General features: G+C 65.3%; 14 protein-coding genes. 4 read left to right on the top strand and 10 right to left on the bottom strand.

All coding sequences use genetic code 11. The features are described from left to right. Positions 1–27: 27 nt before the first annotated feature. The gene (locus HUX88_RS11580) at positions 28–1,521 is read right to left on the bottom strand and encodes an acetyl-CoA hydrolase/transferase family protein (protein WP_117015768.1); all 1,494 of its coding nucleotides are present in this window, start codon (positions 1,519–1,521) and stop codon (positions 28–30) included. Positions 1,522–1,614: 93 nt separating this feature from the next. On the opposite strand from HUX88_RS11580, the gene HUX88_RS11575 reads away from it, so the two are divergent. After that, on the top strand, positions 1,615–2,496 hold the full coding sequence (locus tag HUX88_RS11575) for a LysR substrate-binding domain-containing protein (protein ID WP_176361885.1): 882 nt from the start codon (positions 1,615–1,617) through the stop codon (positions 2,494–2,496). Positions 2,497–2,509: 13 nt separating this feature from the next. Here HUX88_RS11575 and HUX88_RS11570 read toward each other — a convergent pair whose 3' ends face one another. The 5 genes from HUX88_RS11570 to cphA (HUX88_RS11550) form a co-directional block, all read right to left on the bottom strand. Next, a complete protein-coding gene (locus HUX88_RS11570; RefSeq protein ID WP_147330560.1) occupies positions 2,510–4,105 on the bottom strand; it encodes a sialidase family protein in 1,596 nt (531 codons plus the stop codon). Positions 4,106–4,193: 88 nt separating this feature from the next. Next, positions 4,194–5,258 (bottom strand): patatin-like phospholipase family protein, encoded by a 1,065-nt coding sequence (locus tag HUX88_RS11565; protein ID WP_117015765.1) that lies wholly within the window; start codon positions 5,256–5,258, stop codon positions 4,194–4,196. A 118-nt stretch (positions 5,259–5,376) separates the two neighbouring features. Continuing rightward, a complete protein-coding gene (locus tag HUX88_RS11560; RefSeq protein ID WP_176361884.1) occupies positions 5,377–6,840 on the bottom strand; it encodes a catalase in 1,464 nt (487 codons plus the stop codon). Between the two features lie 208 nt (positions 6,841–7,048). After that, entirely contained in the window at positions 7,049–9,619 is a 2,571-nt protein-coding gene (gene cphA / locus HUX88_RS11555) for a cyanophycin synthetase (RefSeq protein ID WP_176361883.1), read from the bottom strand. 26 nt (positions 9,620–9,645) lie between these two features. Further along, complete coding sequence (gene cphA, locus HUX88_RS11550) at positions 9,646–11,811, bottom strand: cyanophycin synthetase (RefSeq protein ID WP_117015762.1); 2,166 nt, start codon at positions 11,809–11,811, stop codon at positions 9,646–9,648. Positions 11,812–12,072: 261 nt separating this feature from the next. Between cphA (HUX88_RS11550) and HUX88_RS11545 the strand changes: the two genes are divergently transcribed. Both HUX88_RS11545 and HUX88_RS11540 read left to right on the top strand, forming a co-directional pair. Further along, positions 12,073–14,346, top strand: a complete 2,274-nt coding sequence (locus tag HUX88_RS11545) for an ABC transporter ATP-binding protein (RefSeq protein ID WP_176361882.1) — start codon at positions 12,073–12,075, stop codon at positions 14,344–14,346. Between the two features lie 12 nt (positions 14,347–14,358). Further along, positions 14,359–14,826 carry a DUF1854 domain-containing protein gene (locus HUX88_RS11540; RefSeq protein ID WP_161091408.1) on the top strand — a complete coding sequence of 156 codons (468 nt, stop codon included), beginning with the start codon at positions 14,359–14,361 and terminating at the stop codon, positions 14,824–14,826. A 9-nt stretch (positions 14,827–14,835) separates the two neighbouring features. Here the strand turns inward: HUX88_RS11540 and HUX88_RS11535 are convergent, their stop codons facing one another. Beyond that, positions 14,836–15,459 (bottom strand): 2OG-Fe(II) oxygenase, encoded by a 624-nt coding sequence (locus tag HUX88_RS11535; RefSeq protein ID WP_117015760.1) that lies wholly within the window; start codon positions 15,457–15,459, stop codon positions 14,836–14,838. A 129-nt stretch (positions 15,460–15,588) separates the two neighbouring features. On the opposite strand from HUX88_RS11535, the gene HUX88_RS11530 reads away from it, so the two are divergent. Further along, a complete protein-coding gene (locus HUX88_RS11530) occupies positions 15,589–16,224 on the top strand; it encodes a hypothetical protein (RefSeq protein WP_176361881.1) in 636 nt (211 codons plus the stop codon). Positions 16,225–16,293: 69 nt separating this feature from the next. On the opposite strand, the gene HUX88_RS11525 is transcribed toward HUX88_RS11530, so the two are convergent. From HUX88_RS11525 to HUX88_RS11515, 3 genes are all read right to left on the bottom strand, one after another. Continuing rightward, positions 16,294–17,865, bottom strand: a complete 1,572-nt coding sequence (locus tag HUX88_RS11525; protein WP_229219300.1) for an oleate hydratase — start codon at positions 17,863–17,865, stop codon at positions 16,294–16,296. A 114-nt stretch (positions 17,866–17,979) separates the two neighbouring features. Beyond that, complete coding sequence (locus HUX88_RS11520) at positions 17,980–18,447, bottom strand: hypothetical protein (protein ID WP_229219299.1); 468 nt, start codon at positions 18,445–18,447, stop codon at positions 17,980–17,982. Positions 18,448–18,607: 160 nt separating this feature from the next. Beyond that, complete coding sequence (locus HUX88_RS11515) at positions 18,608–19,897, bottom strand: sugar MFS transporter (RefSeq protein WP_176361879.1); 1,290 nt, start codon at positions 19,895–19,897, stop codon at positions 18,608–18,610. Positions 19,898–19,912: the final 15 nt, after the last annotated feature.

Below are 19,912 nucleotides of genomic sequence, written 5' to 3'. Positions count from 1 at the left end.
ATCCAGTTTAAATGAATTCCGATGACCCTATTTTACCAGCATGCTCCCTTCGCGTTTGTAGCGGGCATGCCAGGACAAGGCCTGCTCCAGCACATGCGGCGTCTGGCCGCCGCCCTTGAGCGCCTCGGCGTAGTAGGCCCGCAGCTGCGGGCGGTAATCGGGATGGGCGCAGTGCTCGATGATCAGCGGCGCGCGTTCGCGCGGGGCGAGGCCGCGCAGGTCGGCCAGGCCCCATTCGGTCACCAGCACGTCGACGTCATGCTCGGTGTGGTCGACGTGGGCGGCGAACGGCACCACGCTCGATATCGCGCCGTCCTTGGCCACCGACTTGGTGACGAACATCGAGATCTGGGCGTTGCGCGCGAAGTCGCCCGAGCCGCCGATGCCGTTCATCATGTGCGTGCCGCCGACGTGGGTGGAGTTGACGTTGCCGTAGATGTCGAACTCCAGCGCCGTGTTCAGCGCGATGAGGCCCAGGCGCCGCACCACCTCGGGATGGTTGCTGATCTCCTGGGGGCGCAGCACGATGCGCTCGCGATACTGCTCGATGTTGCGGATGAACTTCTCGTGCATCGCCGCCGACAGTGTGATCGACGACGCCGACGCCATCGACAGCTGGCCCGAGTCGAGCAGCTCGATCGCGCTGTCCTGCAGCACTTCGGAATACATGGTCATGTCGCGGAACGGCGAATCGATCAGGCCATGCAGCACGGCGTTGGCGATGGTGCCGATGCCGGCCTGCAGCGGCCGCAGCTCCGGTCCCATGCGGCCCGCCTTCACTTCCCCTTGGAAGAAGGCGATCACGTGGCGCGCGATGGCGTCGGTCTCGTCGTCGGGCGGCAGCGCGTTGGACGGGCTGTCCGGACTGTCGGTGATGACGATGGCGGCGATGCGGTCGGGATGCACCGGGATCGAGGTCCAGCCCATGCGCTGCCACGGCGCCAGCAGCGGGATGGCGCCACGGTGCGGACGCGCACCCGGGATGTAGACGTCATGGAAGCCTTCCAGCGCCAGCGGCGCGCTCAGGTTGATCTCCACGATGATCTTGCCCGCCTGCTGGGCGAAGTTGGCCGAGTTCCCGAGCGACATGGTGGGGATGATGCCGCCGTCCGGCGTGATCGCCACCGCTTCGATGACGGCGATATCGACCGGCTTCAGGTCGCCGGAGCGCAGCTGCTCGGCCGTCTCCGACAGGTGCTGGTCGATGAACATCACCTCGCCCGAGTTGATCTTGCGGCGCAGCGCGGCGTCGGCCTGGAAAGGCATGCGGCGCGCGACCACGCCGGCGTTGGCCATCAAGCCATCGCTGTCGTTGCCCAGCGAGGCGCCGGTCAACAGCGTCAGGTTCAGCGGCTCCTGGCGGGCGCGCTCCACCAATGCCAGCGGCAGCGCCTTGGCGTCGCCGGCGCGGGTGAAGCCGCTCATGCCGACTGTCATGCCGTTCTTGAACAATTGTGCAGCCTGCGCGGCGGTCATTACTTTATCCATCAGCGCCGGGCGGCGTATGCGGTCTTCGTACATTGCGATCTCCTGTTTATTCGAATTTGATTTAGTATAGAATTCGGATATCAGTCGCTGTATGACTTAAATTCTCATCTTCCAGTCGTTTTATTCATGGATCTCAGATCGCTGCGCTACTTCGTCGAGACCGTTCGCCTGAACAGCTTCACGCAGGCGGCGGAGTCGCTGCACGTCACGCAATCGACCATCAGCAAGATGGTGCGCCAGTTGGAGCAGGAAGTCGGCGCCCAGCTGCTGATACGCGAGGGCCGCAAGCTGACGCTGACCGACACCGGCAGCGTGGTCTACGCGCGCGGCGAGGAGATGCTGGCCACCATGCGCCAGTTGACCGAGGAAGTGCGCGACACGCAAGCCGCCCAGAGCGGCCACCTGACGATCGGCATTCCGCCGATGATCAACCTGCTGTTCACACCCGTGCTCAAGGCCTTCCGCCTGCGCCATCCCGACATCGCGCTGAACTTGCGGGAGGACGCCGGCCAGGCCCTGGAGCGCCAGGTGGCGATGGGCGAGCTGGAAATCGGCATGACGGTGCTGCCGGCCGATCCGCAGCTGGCGCTGCAGACGGCGCCCATCGTCAGCTACCCGATCTGGGCGCTGGCCGCGCGCGGCACCTTCCAGAAGCACCGCACCACGCTCAAGCTGAAGGCGCTGGCGGCCATGCCGCTGGTGCTGCTGAAGGACGATTTCGCGCTGACGCGCAGCCTGCGCCATGCCTTCAGCGCGGCCGGCTTCGAGCCGCAGATCGCCGCGCAGAGCGGCCAGTGGGATTGGCTGTTGGCGATGGCGTCGGCCGGCATGGGGGTGGCGCTGCTGCCGGAACCGTTCATCCACCGGCTGGCGATCGGCCGGCTGGACGCGGTGCGGCTGGTGGAGCCGGAGCTGCAATGGCAGGCCGCGCACGTGTGGCGAGGCCCCTACCTGTCGCACGCGGCGCGCGCCTGGCTGGACGTGTGCCGCGACGTGCTGCGCGCCTGAACGAAGCGGAACCTTATTTGGCGCGCTGCTTCAGCAAGGCGTCCAGGTCCAGTGTCGAGTACTCCTGCTGCCAGGTCTTGCCGCTGTCCGCCGAGCTGCGGATGGTGACGAGTCCATTGTAGCCTTCGACGTCCAGCATCAGGCCGGACGGCAGCATCACCGGCATGCTGGAGAAATTATAATCGGCGTAAGGCGCCCAGGTCTGGCCGCCGTCGCTGCTCATCTGCAGCTCGTGCTTGCCGTACACCTGGCCGGTCATCAGCAGGCGGCCGTCGTTCAGGGGAATCATCGGCGACACCAGGACCTTGAGCGGCGACACCATCAGCGTCCAGCTCTGTCCCAGGTTCCGCGAGAAATAAGCGTCGGGGAACTTGCCCAGCAATCCGGCCGGCACCAGGATGGTCTCCGTGCCGTCATGTGCATGCAGGAAGCCGAACAGCTTTCCCTTGCCCGGCGGCTTACGTTCGGTCCATTTCCCCGAGCCGTAGTCCAGCTGGCCCATGCGGCCGTTCGGCATCGCAAAGCCCATGCCGCGCGCGTCGTGCCAGTCCCAGATGCCCGCGTCCTCACGCGACCAGGTGCCAGGCAGGAGTTCCTTGTGCACCGGTTGCCAATCGCCGCCCTCCAGCTGCCGCGCGCGGAAGATGGTCAGGTCGCGGCCCTTCCGGTGCATCACGTACCAGCCGTCCTGGGGATTGCCGCCGATGCGCAGCAGGTTCCCCGGCGGCAGATTGCCGACGTCGACCGGCACCAGGCTATCGCTGCCCGGCGCTTTGCGCAGTATGGTGCTGAACTCGCCCACCGCCACCAGCTCGGTGTCCGGCAGCGCCACAGGCAGCACGCACGACAGCGTTTCGATTTTCGGTGAATTCAGCGTGCTCCACTGCCCTTGCTTCGAACGCAGCAGGACGGCGCCCATGCGGCTGGCGGCCGCCACGCGGCCATCGGGCAATTCGGCGGCGCAGTAGGCCCCGAACGGATGGGCGCGCGCAAATTCTTCGACCTTGTCCCGCTCGCTGCGCGGCCGCGTCCAGCCCGCTGCGGCGCCGGCGCCGAACATCTTGCTGTACTCGGGCGCGAAGCGATTGATCATGTCGGCATTGGAGACGTCATGGGCGCTGCGGCCGAAATCCACGCTGAGATTGGCGCGCGTCACGATCAGGCGCCCCAGATCCGTCGGCTTGCCCGATTCGACTTTGAAGGTGCCCACGATGCCGGCCGAATACACCCGCAACAATTTGTTCGAGCTCGTGTCGATGAGTTCGACGAACTCGTATTCGCCGGGCGGCAGCGCGCCGATGAACAGCGACGTGTCGTGCGCCATGCCGGGCGCGACCCGCTTCATGACCAGGTTCTGGGCCACCAGTTTCAGTCCCCCAGGCTTCTCCCCCTCCTCCAGGCGCCGCAGCTTGATGGTATTAAAGCCGGAAATCTCGTTGGTATTGGCCGTGATGCTGACGGCAACCGGCAGGTCGGTCGATTGCGCGGTCTGCTTCAACGGATCGGACACCGCGGTATTGACGGCGCAGCCGCAGAGCTGCAATACGGCGGCGCCAATGGCCGCGGCGGCCAGCCGACGGGCCGTCACACAAAGAGATGGGGAGTTCATGGGCTTATAAATGTTTTTTAAAAGAAACAATTATAAGCAGCAAATTTAATTTCTTACAAGAATTATTTTATTGGCCATGATTCCGGGGTCACGGCAGCTCGTGGATGGCGATGCCCTCGATCGGATCGATCTCGCGGTCCCACGGGCGCAGGGCGATCATGCGCTGGGTGTCCTCGTAGCCGGCCTGCCAGCGGGCGCGGATGCCGGCGGCGCTGAAGTCGATGTCCTTGGTATGGTCCTCGCCGCCGACGCGCGGCGCCTTCAGCGACACCACGTGCATGGTGGTGCCGCAGCCCCACGAGGCCAGCTCGCGCACCTCGGGCGACATCGCCGCCTCGTCCGACAGGTGCAGCGTCAACTGGCGGATCACGTGGCGCAGCCGGTGCAGCTTGCGCTGCTGCTCGATATTGCTGGCGCGGCTGGCGTATTGGATTTCCTTGTGCTTGTCGAGCACCTGCAGCATGCTTTGCGGCTCGCTGCCGTCCGGGTTCCACACCTGCACCGAGAAGATCACCGAACTGCGGCGCGGCTCGTCGTCCAGCACCGCCTCGATCGGCGTGTTGGAGAAGATGCCGCCATCCCAGTATGGCTCGCCGTCGATGCGTACGGCGGGAAAGGCCGGCGGCAAGGCGCCGGACGCCATCACGTGCGACGCGCCCAGCGCTTCCTTGCGGCTGTCGAAGTAGCGCATGTCGCCGGTGCGCGCGTTGACCGCGCCGACGGTCAGCCGCGTGTGGCGGTCGTTGATGTAGTCGAAATCGACCAGCGTGTCGAGCGTGGTGCGCAGCGGCGCGGTTTGATAGAAGGACGCTTGTTCGATGCCGACCTTGGCGTCGGGATTCCACCACGAGGCGAGATTGGGTTCGAAGAAGGCCGGTATGCCCTGCCCCATCGTCACCGCGTTGGCCAGCGCGCGCGGCATGAAGGAAAAGCCCAGCGCGTTCTGCTCCATGCGGTGCCAGAACTGGCGCAGCCGGTCCATGCGGTAGCGCGGCTCGTTGCCGGCGATGATGGCGCCGTTGATGGCGCCGATGGACGTGCCGATCACCCAGTCCGGCTCGACGCCGGCTTCGTGCATCGCCTGGTAGACGCCCACCTGGTAGGCGCCCAACGCGCCGCCTCCCTGCAGCGCCAGCACGACTTGTCCCGGCATCGAAGGCGACGAGAGTTGGGCGGGTTTGCGATTCAAGTGTGACCTCCGGAAGAATACGGGCTGCGCTGCACTGCACCATCCGATTGTAGTGCAATTCAGCGCGACCCGCAGACTTCCTTTATGCCACCATCACGCCCTTGGCCGCCAGCGCGGCGCGCACGCCGGCGCCGTAGGCCGGGTCGGCCTGGTCGAAGTGGGCCAGCTGGCGGGCGATGATCTCGGCGCTCACCTGGCTCAACGGACCGGCGATGTTGTCGAACAGGTTCTGCTGCTCCTGCGCCGGCATCAGGCGGAACAGATTACCGGCTTGCGTGTAATCGTCTTCCTTGCCGCGGCCGTCGAAGCGGGCCGCGCCGCCTTGCAGCGCCAGCGCCGGTTCGCCGTGGCCCAGGCCCTGCGGATTGCTGCCGTTCGCCTCGGTGGCCGCGTAGTTCTGCGCCGCGCCGCCGTTGGCGATGGCCATCGCGCCGTCGCGCTGCTGGTTGTGGAACGGGCAGCGTGGCGCGTTCACCGGCAGGTGCTGGTGGTTGGTGCCGACGCGGTACAGCTGGGCGTCGTGGTAGGCGAACAGGCGCGCCTGCAGCATCTTGTCCGGCGAGTAGCCCAGGCCGGGCACCACGTTGGCCGGCGACAGCGCGGCCTGTTCCACTTCGGCGTGGTAGTTCAGCGGGTTGCGGTTCAACTCGAACACGCCGACCGGGATCAGCGGGAAGTCCTTGTGCGGCCAGACCTTGGTCAGGTCGAACGGGTTCCAGCCGGTGCGCGCCTCCCATGCGGCCAGTTCGGCCTCGGTCGCCACTTGCAGCTTGACGTCCCACTGCGGGAAGTCGCCTGCGGCGATGGCGCCGAACAGGTCGCGCTGGGCGTAGTCCGGGTCGGTGCCGGCGATGCGGGTGGCTTCGGCGGCGGGCAGGTTCTTGATGCCTTGCTTGGTCTTCAGGTGCCACTTGACGTAGACGCGTTCGCCGGCGGCGTTGATCATGCTGAAGGTGTGGCTGCCGAAACCGTCCATGTGGCGGTAGCCGTCCGGCGTGCCGCGGTCGGAGAACAGCATCGTTACCTGGTGCAGGCTTTCCGGCGTCTTGCTCCAGAAGTCGAACATCATGGTGGGCGATTTCAGGTTGGTCTGCGGATCGCGCTTCTGGGTGTGGATGAAGTCGGGGAACTTGATGCCGTCCTTGATGAAGAACATCGGCGTGTTGTTGCCGACCAGGTCCCAGTTGCCTTCCTCGGTGTAGAAGCGCATGGCGAAACCGCGCGGATCGCGTTCGGTGTCGGCGCTGCCCTTCTCGCCGCCGACGGTGGAGAAGCGCACGAAGGTGTCGGTCTTCTTGCCGACCTCGGAGAACAGCTTGGCCTTGGTGTACTTGGTGATGTCGTGGGTGACGGTGAAGGTGCCGTAGGCGCCCGAACCCTTGGCGTGCACCACGCGCTCGGGGATGCGCTCACGGTTGAAGTGCTGGAGCTTCTCGATCAGGTGGAAGTCTTGCAGCAGCAGCGGGCCGCGCGGGCCGGCGCTGGCGGAGTTCTGGTTGTCGGCGACCGGGATGCCGGAGGCGGTGGTGATAGGTGGCTGGCTCATTGCTATGACTCCTCGTTGTTTGATAGTGAAATCATTCTACCGGCGCAACGTCATAAATAAAATCTATATATATTTATTAAATCAATAGTTATTTACAATGAATACGTGCAAAAAAAATGGGGTCAAGTCTGACATTCGGACACGAGCTCTTCCGTAGCGCCTTGCTACGGAAGAGCTCGTGTCCGAATGTCAGACTTGACCCCAGGGTTTAGGCTTCGGCGATGCGCTTGGCGATGTGGGCCAGCGCTTCTTCCACCTGGTCGACCAGGATCAGGCACAGGTCGCCCTCTTTCAGGCGCGCCAGGGCGGTGTCGATGGCGAGGAACTCGCCGTAGATCTCCTGGATGTGCGTGGTGCGCGGGGCGCCGTTCAGGCCCGAGCGCAACAGACCCACCACTTCGCCGTCCACGCGGCCACGCTGGCAGGCGTCTTCGTACAGGATCACGTCGTCGAAGGCGCGACCGAGGATCTGCGTCTGCTGCGTGATGTCCTGGTCGCGGCGGTCGCCGGCGCCGCTGATCACCACCGCGCGGCGCTTGGCCGGCATGGTCTCCACCGCCTGCACCAGCGCCAGGATGGCGTCCGGGTTGTGGCCGTAGTCGGCGATCAGCGTGGCGCCCTTGTAGTCGAACACGTTGAAGCGGCCGGGCGCGTTGTCGGAATCGTTGGCGAAGGTCTTCAGGCCGAGGCGGATCGCGTCCCAGCTGATGCCCACGCCCCACGCGGCGGCGACCGATGCCATCACGTTCTCCACCTGGAAGCCGATGGCGCCGTTGCGTGTGATCGGCACTTCCGACAATGGAATGCGCTGCAGGTTCTTGCCTTCGGCGGCGACGATATGGCCGTCTTCCACGTACACGGTGCGGCTGCCTTGCGCCAGGTGCGTGGCGATCACCGGGTGGCCGCGTTCCGCGCCGAAGAAGATCACCTTGCCGCGGCAGGTCGCGGCCATGCCGGCGACGATGGGATCGATCGCGTTGAGCACCGCGAAGCCGCTCTCGGAGACGTTCTGCACGATCACGCGCTTCAGCACGGCCAAGTCTTCCACCGTGGTGATGTAGTTCAGGCCGAGGTGGTCGCCGCTGCCGATGTTGGTGACGACAGCCACCTGGCAACGGTCGAAGGCCAGGCCTTCACGCAGCACGCCGCCGCGCGCGGTCTCGAACACGGCCGCGTCGACGTCGGGATGCAGCAGCACGTTGCGCGCGCTGCGCGGGCCGCTGCAGTCGCCGCTGTCGGTCTGGCGGCCTTCGATGTAGACGCCGTCGGTGTTGGTCATGCCGGTGCGCAGGCCGCTGGCCGTGAGCAGGTGGGCGATCAGGCGCACGGTGGTGGTCTTGCCGTTGGTGCCGGTGACGGCGACCACCGGGATGCGGCCGTTCTCGCCCGGCGCGAACATGGTGTTGACGATGGCTTCGCCCACCGCGCGGCCCTTGCCGAACGATGGCGCGATGTGCATGCGCAGGCCGGGCGCGGCGTTCACTTCCACCACGCCGCCGCGCTGGTTCTCGATCGGTTGCAGCACGCCGTCGCAGACCACGTCCACGCCGCAGATATCGAGGCCGATCATCTGCGCCGCTTCCACCGCGCGCGCCGCCACTTCAGGGTGCACGTCGTCGGTGACGTCGGTGGCGGTGCCGCCGGTCGACAGGTTGGCGTTGTTGCGCAGGATGACGCGCTGGCCCTTGGCCGGGATCGAATCGGCGTCCAGGTCTTGCAGCGCCAGGCGCGCCAGCGCGATGTCGTCGAAGCGGATCTTGGTCAGCGAGGTCGAATGGCCGCTGCCGCGGCGCGGGTCGGAATTGACGATGTTGACCAGCTCACGCACGGTGTGCGTGCCGTCGCCCACCACTTGCGGCGGGTCGCGGCGCGCGGCGGCCACCAGCTTGTTGCCGATGACGAGCAGGCGGTAGTCGTGACCCGGCAGGTAGCGCTCGACCATGATGTTGTCGCGGAATTCACGCGCGGTGTGGAAGGCTTTGGCCAGGTGCTCCTTGGTCATCACGTTGACGGTGACGCCCTTGCCCTGGTTGCCGTCCTTCGGCTTGACCACCACCGGCAGGCCGATTTCCTGCGCGGCGGCCCAGGCGTCTTCGACGTCTTCCACCGAGCGGCCGTTGGGCACGGGCACGCCGGCCGCGTGCAGCAGCTTCTTGGTCAGTTCCTTGTCCTGCGCGATCGATTCGCCGATGGCGCTGGTGCTGTCCATCTCGGCGGCCTGGATGCGGCGCTGGCGCGAGCCCCAGCCGAACATCACCATGCTGCCTTCGGTCAGGCGGCGGATCGGGATGTCGCGTGCGACGGCGGCGCTGACGATGGCGCCGGTGCTCGGGCCAAGACGCACGTCTTCATCGAGGTCGCGCAGTTCGTTCAGCGCGCCGGTCAGGTCGAACGGGGTGTCGGCCAGGGCGGCGTTGATCAGGTTGTGCGCCAGCGTGATCGCCAGACGGCCCACCGCTTCCTCGCTGTATTCGACCACGGTCTGGTAGATGCCCTCTTCCAGCGTGGCGGTGGTGCGGCTGAAGGTGACCGGGCAGCCGGCTTGCGCCTGCAGGCTCAGGGCCGCCACTTCCAGCACGCGCGCCAGCGGCACGGCGTCGGTGTAGCCGGTGGTTTGCAGGGCGCCGATGGCGGGGAAGCGGGCGTGCAGGCGCTGCTCGAAGCCGGGCAGCGTGGCGATCGACTGCTCCTCGGACGGGCACGATACGATCACTTCCACCGCCGTGTGGTGGCTCCAAAGATTCGGTCCGCGCAGCGCGCGGGTGCGGATGACTTCCATAACTCTGCTTGTTCTTTCGTGATGTATCAGTGATGAGTTCGCTTCGGATTCGCTTCGAAGGTACGCAGGCCGGCGCCGATCAATTCAGGCGTCAGGCCCAGCGCCCAGCCGGCGGCGATCGCGGCCAGCACGGCTTCCGGCGGCACCAGCGGCGACAGCGGCAGGCTGGCGATGTCCTCGTGGCCCTGCGCCAGCACGATGCGCTCGGCGCGCTGGAACACCACGCGCTTGCCGTCCTGGCGGTGGGCGGCGATGGCGGCCAGGTGCTCGTCGACGCCGTAGAACATCACGTCGCCGTCGCACAGGTCGGCCATGTCGACCACTTGCGGGTCGGCCGCGTTGAGCACCGCCACGCCGCTCGGCAGGATCACGTCGACCTGGGTACGCAGCACGCCGTACAGCTTGTCGAGGCTGGCGATGTGGAACTCGGCCACATCCTCGAAGTCGCTGACGTCGGTCACCACGCCGACCGCGCATTTGTCGTAGGCCAGGCCTTCGGTCAGGATCATGCGGGCGCTTGCTTCGAACACGCCGGCTTCGACGTTCTTGTTGAGCAGCAGGCGTTCGCCGCTTTCCCAGTCGCTGAAGCCGTCGCGCGGCAGCAGGCGGCCGTTGACGAACAGGCCGTCGGCGCAGGACAGGCCGACCTTCTTGCCGCTGATCTGCAGCAGCCAGGCGATCAGGCGCGAGGCCATGGTGGCGCCGTGCTTGCCGGTGATGCCGACGATGGGCATGCGTCCGCCCTCGTCCGGCGCGAACAGGTGGTCGACGATCGCTTCGCCGACGTTGCGCGGTTCGCCGGCGGCCGGCTTGATGTGGGCCAGCAGGCCGGGGCTGGCGTTGACTTCGATGATGGCGCCGCCCTGCTCTTCCAGCGGACGCGAAATGTCTGCGGCCACCACGTCGATGCCGGCGATGTCCAGGCCGACCACGCGCGCGGCCAGCGTGGCCATCGCGGCCACTTGCGGGTGCACCTGGTCGGTGACGTCGGTGGCGACGTTGCCATTCGGCTGGATCAGCACTTTCTGGCCGTCCAGCGGGATCGAGTAGGCGGTCATGCCCTGGCGCTGCAGCTCCAGGATGATCTCGGCGCCGTGCTGCGGCGCGATGGCGTTCAGCGGCGCGTCCTCGGTGGTGCCGCGGCGCGGATCGGTGTTGATCTGGGCGTCGCACAATTCGATGATGTTGGACTTGCCGTCGCCGGTGACCCACAGCGCTTCGCCGGCGGCGGCTGCGACCAGGCGCTTGCCGACCACCAGCAGGCGGTGCTCGTTGCCGGCGATGAAGCGCTCGACGATCACGCTCTTGCTGTCGCCCTTGCGCGCGGCCAGCACATAGGCTGCGGTGACGTCGGCTTCGGTCATCAGGTTGAGCGAGACGCCGCGGCCATGGTTGCCGTCGTACGGCTTGACCACCACCGGCAGGCCGATGTCCTGCGCCGCTTCCCACGCCGCTTCGGCGCTGGTGACCAGCTCACCTTCCGGCACCGGCACGCCGCACGAGGCCAGCAGCGACTTGGTCAAGTCCTTGTCGCTGGCGATGCCTTCGGCGATGGCGCTGGTTTGTTCGGTCTCGGCGGTCCAGATGCGGCGCTGGCGGGCGCCGTGGCCCAGCTGCACCAGGTTGCCGTCGGTCAGGCGGATCGAAGGAATCTTGCGCACGGTGGCGGCGTCGACGATGTTGGCGGTGCTCGGGCCCAGGCACAGCGACTCGACCAGGTCGGTCAGCTCGGCCACGGTGGCGGCCAGGTCGTACGGTTTGTCTTCGATCATCGCCATCAGCAGATCGCGGCCGGCGGCCAGCGCGGCGCGTCCCACCTGCTCCTGGCGGGTGCGGAAGGCCATCTTGTACAAGCCGGTGTTCTCGCCGATCTGGCGCGTCTTGCCGAAGCCGGTCTTCATGCCGGCCAGGTTTTGCAGTTCCAGCACCACGTGTTCGAGGATGTGGCCGGCGTAGGTGCCGTCGCGCAGGCGTTCGAGGAAGCCGCCGTGCTCGCCCACGCCGCAGCGGTGGATGATCAGGCCCGGCAGGATCGCGGTCAGGCGCTCATACAAGCCAGGCAACAAATTCGAGGGGAAATTCTCCAGCTCGCCGATATCCAGCCACGCCTCGATCACCGGGCGATAGGTCCAGATATTGGGTCCGCGCAAATGGGTGACGCGGAGAACTTCTATGTCTTTCTTCTTGGTCATGTTTCTATTCTTGTATCTTTGTTATCAGCCGTGGCCAGCCCGCGCCGTATTTTAACCTCTGTATCACCGCCGGCGGCCAAATTGCATTTGGCCCACCCTGCGCGTGCGTTATACTTGCCGCCAACAAAACACTGGTTTTCCTTGATATCTGTCAAGGATGTGACCAGTGACAGAATACCGTAAATAAAGCGCTTGCATCAGTCGCAACGCCGACTAGTTCCACCTTTGTTCCACCTTTTCGCCACCGGAGTACGCAGCACGATGACAACAGAACAACTTTCCTCCAACACCAGCCAGAGCGAGCTTCCCGAGCGCTGGCGTTCCGAGGTGCAGGCACAACTTTCCCAAGGGGAAAACGCGGTAAGTGCCCTGGAGGTTGACTTGGATGAACAACTTCGTTTTTCCAAGGGCGCAATCGTCGTCACCGAACGCGGCGTGCTGGCGCGCGCGCCGGGCCGCGCGGACTGGCAACATTGGCCTTTCGCTAAGGACCTGGCGCTCAAGCACCACGACCACGCGGGCGTCGGCCATCTGGAGCTGGTCAACAACGGCGGCCGGCTTGGCGCCTGGCGCTTCACGCTGGGCCAGAACCTGCAGGCGATCCGCCTGGTCGAGCAGTTCAACGCGCACCGCGACAGCCATGCGCTGGGCGTGCCGGTGGTGCGCGAGGAAAAGAACGTCTGCCCGAGCTGCAAGGCGCCGCTGGAGCCGGACCAGGAGGAATGCCCGATCTGCACCAAGGTGGTGTACACGCCGCCGTCCACGTGGACCTTGTTCCGCCTGTGGCGCTTCGCCGGTCCGTACAAGCTGCAGCTGGGCTTCGGCTTCGCGCTGATGCTGCTGTCGACCGGCGCGCACATGATTCCACCCTACCTGACCATCCCGCTGATGGACAAGGTGCTGATCCCGTACCAGAACGGCGCGCCGGTCGACACCTCGCTGGTGGCGCTGTACATGTCCGGCCTGGTGGGGTCGGCGGTGCTGGCGTGGATACTTGGCTGGGGCAAGACCTATGTGCTGGCGCTGGTGTCGGAGCGCATCGGCGCCGACCTGCGCACCGAGACCTACGACCACTTGCTGCGGCTGTCGCTGGAATACTTCGGCGGCAAGCGCACCGGCGACTTGATGTCACGCATCGGCAGCGAGAGCGACCGCATCTGCGTGTTCCTGTCGCTGCACCTGCTGGACTTCGCGTCGGACTGCCTGATGATCATCATGACCGGCGTGATCCTGTTCTCGATCGATCCGTGGCTGGCGATCTTCACGCTGCTGCCGTTGCCGTTCATCGCGTGGCTGATCCACGTGGTGCGCGACCGCCTGCGCACCGGCTTCGAGAAGATCGACCGCGTGTGGGGCGAGGTGACCAACGTGCTGGCCGATACCATCCCCGGCATCCGCGTGGTGAAGGCGTTCGCGCAGGAGTCGCGCGAAGCGGCGCGCTTCCGCACCGCCAACAAGCACAATCTGGCGGTCAACGACAAGCTCAATAAAATCTGGTCGCTGTTCTCGCCGACCGTGTCGTTCCTGACGGAGCTTGGGTTGCTGGTGATCTGGGTGTTCGGCATCTACCAGGTGTCCAAGGGCCACATCACGGTCGGCGTGCTGTCGGCCTTCATCGCCTACTCCAGCCGCTTCTACGGCCGCCTCGATTCGATGAGCCGCATCGTTTCGGTGACGCAGAAATCGGCGTCGGCCGCCAAGCGCATCTTCGACATCCTCGACCACGTGTCGTCGGTGCCGGAGCCCGCCAACCCGGTCAAGCTGGCCAAGGTCGATGGCAACATCACCTTGCGCGAAGTGGGCTTCCGCTACGGGAACCGCGCCGTCAACCGCGGCATCTCGCTCGACATCAAGGCCGGCGAGATGATCGGGCTGGTGGGCCATTCGGGTTCGGGCAAGTCGACGCTGGTCAACCTGATCTGCCGCTTCTACGATGTGTCGGAAGGCGCGATCATGCTGGACGGCGTGGACATCCGCTCGTTCGCGGTGTCGGACTACCGCCGCAACATCGGCCTGGTGCTGCAGGAGCCGTTCCTGTTCTTCGGCACCATCGCCGAGAATCTGGCCTACGGCAAGCCGGGGGCCACGCGCGCCGAGATCATCGCCGCCGCCCGCGCCGCGCACGCGCACGAGTTCATCCTGCGCCTGCCGCAGGGTTACGATTCGATGGTGGGCGAGCGCGGACAGGGCTTGTCCGGCGGCGAGCGCCAGCGCATCTCGATCGCGCGCGCGCTGCTGATCGATCCTAAGATCCTGATCCTCGACGAGGCCACGTCCTCGGTCGATTCCGAGACCGAGAAGGAAATCCAGCGCGCGCTGGAGAACCTGGTGCAGGGCCGCACCACGATCGCCATCGCGCACCGCTTGTCGACCTTGCAGAAGGCGGACCGCCTGGTGGTGCTGGACCGCGGCGTGGTGGTGGAGGAAGGCGCGCACGACGACCTGATGGCGCGCGAAGGCGCCTACTTCCGCCTGTACCAGGCGCAGGCCCGCAACGTCGACACGGATCTCGACGACAGCGGCAGCAAAGATTAAGAGAACAAGAACATGACGACGAATTTTAATTTGACACGCAATCCCTTCGGCCGCCTGGTGCTGACCACCGCCGAGGGCGAGGTGCACGAGAGCGTGGCGCCGGTGCGCGCCTTCCCGGTGCAGGCGCCGGACGACGGCATCGCGCTGGTGAGCACCGACGGCAAGGAAGTGGGCTGGATCGACCGCATCGAGGATTTGCCGGCGGCCGTGGGGCAGCTGGTGCGCGAGGAACTGACGGGACGCGAGTTCATGCCGGAGATCGCGCGCATCAACAGCGTGACCAGTTTCGCCACGCCGTGCACATGGTCGGTGGCGACCGATCGCGGCGACACCGAGTTCGTGCTGCGCGGCGAGGAGGACATCCGCCGCCTGACGGTGGACACGCTGCTGATCTCCGACATCCACGGCATCCACTACCTGATCCGCGACGTGCGCGAGCTGGACAAGCACAGCAAGAAAATCCTCGACCGCTTCCTGTAAGCGCGTTTGCTAATGCGGCCGGCGGCGGAACCAGCCGGCCAGCGACAGGCGGTCGTGCGTGGCGGGCAGCACTTCATGCGGCATGTCGGCCGACAGGAACAGCACCAGCCGGCTGCCCATGGGCGCGATGTCGCGGGTGGGCGCGTCCAGCGGATGCAGGCGCAGCGCGCCGCCCTGCTCCGGCAGCCAGTCGGGGTTCAGGTAAATCACCACCGACACCGTGCGCAGGTCGTCGTCGCGGAAGCGGTCCAGGTGCTTGCGGTAGGCGGCGCCGGGCGTGTACAGCGCGTAGTGGCTTTCGTAGCTGTCGAGGCCCAGGAAGAATTCCCGGTTCAGCGCCAGGCGCAGGGTTTCCATCACCAGCAGATAACTGTCACAGGCGGCGGACTGGCCGGCTTCCAGCCACAGGATGCGGTCGCCGCGCACGTCGGCGCGCACCGCCTGCGCGGCGCCGCGGCCGACAGCGGCCAGCGCCAGCGCGCCAGCGGCCGCACCGGCGCGGCATTCGGCGGCCAGGGCCAGCGTCAAGTCATGGGACAGGAACAGGTTCTGCTGAGACCAGCCGTGCAAGGCCAGTCCATCGAGCGTCAGTTGATGCAGGCCGTCTGGCGCGGCGGGGAGTTCGATGGGCATGGGACTCCTAGTGAGCTGCCATGGTAACACCCATATGCGGCGAGCCCGCGTCGAATGCCGAGGCTGCCCCCACCACCAGTCCGCTCCGCACGTTTGACCTACCGCAGCGTGCGCCACTAAAAGCGCCGCATGATTGATGCCGTGCGCCCGCCATCGTGGCGCCGCAAGGCATACAATGAAACTGCCCGAACCAAAATCCCACTTTCCGCTACTTCCGGCGCCCGAGCGCAAACGCAAGCGGCGCAAGCCCGCCCCTGCCCAGCCGCCGGCGCGCGGACCTTTGAAGAAAAGGAAATAGTCATGGATGAGATCAAGGAAGAATTGCAGTTCAATTTGCGCTACGCCCAGCGTCTATGCCAGCGCACAGCCCGGTTTTATCGCCGGATACAGACCACGCTCACTTTCTTCAGTCTGTTGGCCGGCAGCAGCGCGGTCGCGGCGCTGGCCGCCCAGATGCTGATTCCATCCGCCTGGCTGCTGGCCGTGTTCGCGGTGTTCAGCTGCCTCAATCTGGCGATACGGCCAGCCGACAAAATCGCCGCCAACGATGCGGACGTGCGCAAGTATGGCGCGCTGCTGGCAAAACTCAACGTGCTGGACGCGCCAACGCTCCAGCAGATGCTGGACGAGGCGCGCCTGTCCGACACGATCGAAGTGGAACCACTGCGCGCGGTGGCTTATAACGACGTCGTCATGGAAATCGACGAGCCGGACTCGCTGATTGAACTGAGTCCGATGCAAAAGCTGATGGGCGTTCTAGCCTGAATGCCGCCATCGGCCGACGCAGGCAATCATGGACACTCTCCGTGTGGTGGACACGGAGAGCATAGCGTCCTACCGGAATGCCTTCACGAGGGCGTCCAGTTTCACTTTCATGGACTGGTCGTGGTGGCTGACCGGCGGTATTTCGCGCTTGACGTCGAGCAGCTGGTAGACCGCCATCTGCGCCGCGCGCACCGAGTATTCGACGGTGAACACCACGTCCTCCGGCACTTCGACGAACTGGCTGACGAAGGCCAGGTTGCGCGAGTTGGGCGGCACCGGCAGCGGACGGTCGCTCTTAAAGCGCGGCATGAACATGCTGGTGATGTAGGGCATGCGGCATGGGATGCAGTTGGCCTTGGCCATGATCTCCATGTCGAAATTCAGGTGGCCGCACAGCTCGCGCAGGATCTCCTCGCCGGTGCAATCGGCCATGGGCTTGGCGACGAAGTTGCCGACGCGGTCGGGATGCAGCGAGTAGCCCCAGAATACCTGCACGCCTTCCGGCTGGCCGGCGAAGTGCGGCTGGTGCGCCAGCACGATGGACAGCAGCCAGTTCGAGTCCTTGAACGTCACCAGGCCGCCGGTGCCGGCCACGTTGCCGCTGAACTGTTCCATCTTGTCGAAGAACGCCGGGTCCTTCAGCGTGACGGTGAACGACTCCCACCACGATTCCGGGATGCTGGAATTGAAGACGGCCGGGTTGCCGAGCTGCGGACGGTCCACCGCCAGCTTTTCCCACAAGGCCCAGCCCTGGCTGTCGCGCTTGTCCAGCTTGGGCGGGGCGCTGTGCATGCTGCCGAAGCTGGAGGCGTCGGTCATCGAGCCATTCTGGAAGAACACCAGGTCCTGCGGGCCGACGTCGATGATGGTGGTCTCGCCGTTGCGGGTGCAACGCAGCGACGTGGCGGTCAGCGCGCCGCCCTCCTCCGACAGGCCGATGTCTTCGACCTTGCAGTCGCGGATCACCTGCACGCCCTGCTGCTGCAGCCAGTGCTGCAATGGGCGCACGAAGGAGTCGTACTGGTTGTAGACGGTGCGCTTGACGCCGGCCAGCGTTTCAATGCGCGAGAACTCCATCATGAAGCGATGCAGGTAGCGCTTGAATTCCACGGCGCTGTGCCACGGCTGAAAGGCGAAGGTGGTGGCCCACATGTACCAGAATTTGGTGTCGAAGAATTCCGGCGACAGCCAGTCGGTGATGGCGCTGTCGCCCAGTTTTTCCTCGTCGGCTTCGGCCAGCGCCAGCAGCTCGGTGCGGTCCTGCATGCTGAAGCCCATCGACTCGACGTTCACGCGGAAGCGGTTGCGGTCGACCAGGCGGGCCTGCGAGTGCGACTTGTGCATTTTGTTGAAGGCCACCGTTTCGTCGTAGACGCTCTGGCCTTCGTGTTCCAGCGAGGGGATGCTCTTGAACAGGTCCCAGGTGCATTCGTAGTTGTCGGTGGTGAGCATGCGGCCGCCGCGCAGCGTGTAGCCGGTGTCCGCGTTGCCGCCGCCATCGAGGCTGCCGCCAGCCAGCGGCATCGCTTCGAAGATGGTGATGTTGCGGCCGTCGACGCCGGCGTCGCGGATCATGAAGGCGGCTGCGGACAGCGAACCGATACCGCCGCCGACCAGATATGCTTTGATGGTGTTGCTCATGGCACTGTCCTTTGTGTATGTCAGTGCCATGATAGTGCGGATCTTGAGGCGCGATATCCATGCGCCAGATCAAAAAATCAAAAAAGCGGCAACGCTCAGTCGAAGGCGACGTCTTCAAGACGGAAGCGGAATTTTCTGCGTTCGGGCTCTGTCCAGCCTTGGCCGGGGGGCAGGTCGCGGTGTACTGCTGCGGCGTATGCTGGCTCGTTTCCAGTTTTTCTCGCCGGGCATGCGGATGTAGATGTCTTGCCACGCATTGCGTACGCTGTCCGCGTGGCCGCTGGCAAATTGGTTGGGCGAAACGGAGCGGCCTTTGTACATAATGTGATCGCCTTCGACGATCGCGTATTCTTGGTCGTTGCGATAGGCCATGCGCAGCCAGGTGCCCTCAGGCACGAACAGCGTTTTCCATTGGTAGCCGCGCGGTGCCATTTCTGGCGCGGCCGCCGTGGACGCGAGCCACTGGCGAATCGCGGCGTCGACGGCTTCGGCGGGATCGATGGACATGCCGGAATCGCGCAGCCGTTCCATCAGCGCGAACACGGTGGAGGGGGAGACGTTCACACTCATTGTAGCAACCATGCTGTTCTCCTTACTGGAACCTACTGATTTCCACTTCCCGTTACTGAGTTAGACAGCGGGAGCACAGTGAAGTTCAATTCAGTAGATTTCAGCAGATGTTTCAGCAGGTTTGCCAGAAGGAGAATGCGGCTATACCCATGGTGTGTATAGCCGCAGCAAGTTATTTATCCGAGTACATGTCGGCGTATTTCAGGCCGAAGTACAGGATGAAGGTATAGCAGGCCGCCGGCACCAGGAAGGACATCTGCAGGCTCATGGTGTCCGCCAGCAGGCCCTGGCCGAACGGCACCAGCGCGCCGCCGACGATGGCCATGCACAGCACGCCCGAACCCTGGCCGGTCAATGGACCCAGCTTGTTGAGCGCCATCGAGAAGATGGTCGGGAACATGATGGAGTTGAACAGGCCGACCGCCAGCAGCGCCCACATCGCCAGATGGCCGCCGCTGAAGATCGCGGTGAGCACCAGCGCAATCACCGCCGCCGAGTTGAAGGCCAGCGCCTTACCCGGGCTAACGTAGCGCATCACAGCGAAGCCGATGAAGCGGCCCACCATCGCGCCGCCCCAGTAGTAGCTGACGAAGGGCGCGGCGTCGGCGGCCGACAGGCCCGCCACCTTGGCGTCGCCGATGAAGTTGATCAGGAAGCTGCCGATACTGACCTCGCCGCCCACGTACAGGAAGATCGCCACCGCGCCCAGCACCAGATGGCGGTGCTGCAGCACGGCCGACCAGCCGGCGCTTTCGCCGCCCGGTTGTTCGGCGTCGACGATCTTCGGCAGGCGCGCCAGCGCGAACAGCACGGCCAGCGCCAGCAAGGCCGCGGCCAGCACCAGATACGGGCCTTGCACGCTGCCAGCCTGGGTGGCATGGTAGGCCGCCAGTTGTTCGGTGGTGAGCTTGGCCATGTCGGCGGAGCTCATCACGCCGCCGGCCAGGATCAACATGCCGCCCAGCGTGGGCGCCACGGTGGTGCCCAGCGAGTTGAAGGCCTGGGTCAGCGTCAGGCGGCTGGAGGCGGTCTGCGGATCGCCCAGCACCGTCACGTAGGGATTGGCCGCCACCTGCAGCACCGTGATACCGCCCGCCAGCACGAAGAAGGCGATCAGGAACAGCGTGTAGCCGCTGGTCGCCGCTGGATAGAACAGCGCGCAACCGGCGGCCGCGATGGTCAGGCCGGCGACGGCGCCGTTCTGGTAGCCGATCTTCTTGATCAGCATACCGGCCGGCAGCGAGACGATGAAGTACGCGCCGAAGAAGCAGAACTGCACCAGCATGGCCTGGACGTAGGTCAGCGTGTAAACCGCCTTCAGGTGCGGGATCAGCACGTCGTTCATGGAGGTCAGCAAACCCCACATGAAGAACAGGATGGTGACGATGATCAGCGGACCGGTGTTGCCGCCGGTCTGGCTCTGGCCACCCGGCATAGGGACGGCTTGGGAATAGTGTTCCATGCTTTAAGAGTCTCC

This window comes from Duganella sp. BJB1802 (genome assembly GCF_013369445.1).
Taxonomy (GTDB): domain Bacteria; phylum Pseudomonadota; class Gammaproteobacteria; order Burkholderiales; family Burkholderiaceae_D; genus Rugamonas; species Rugamonas vulcania_A.
The sequence above is the reverse complement of the archived record's forward strand: the minus strand, read 5'-3'. Positions and strand labels throughout refer to the sequence as shown.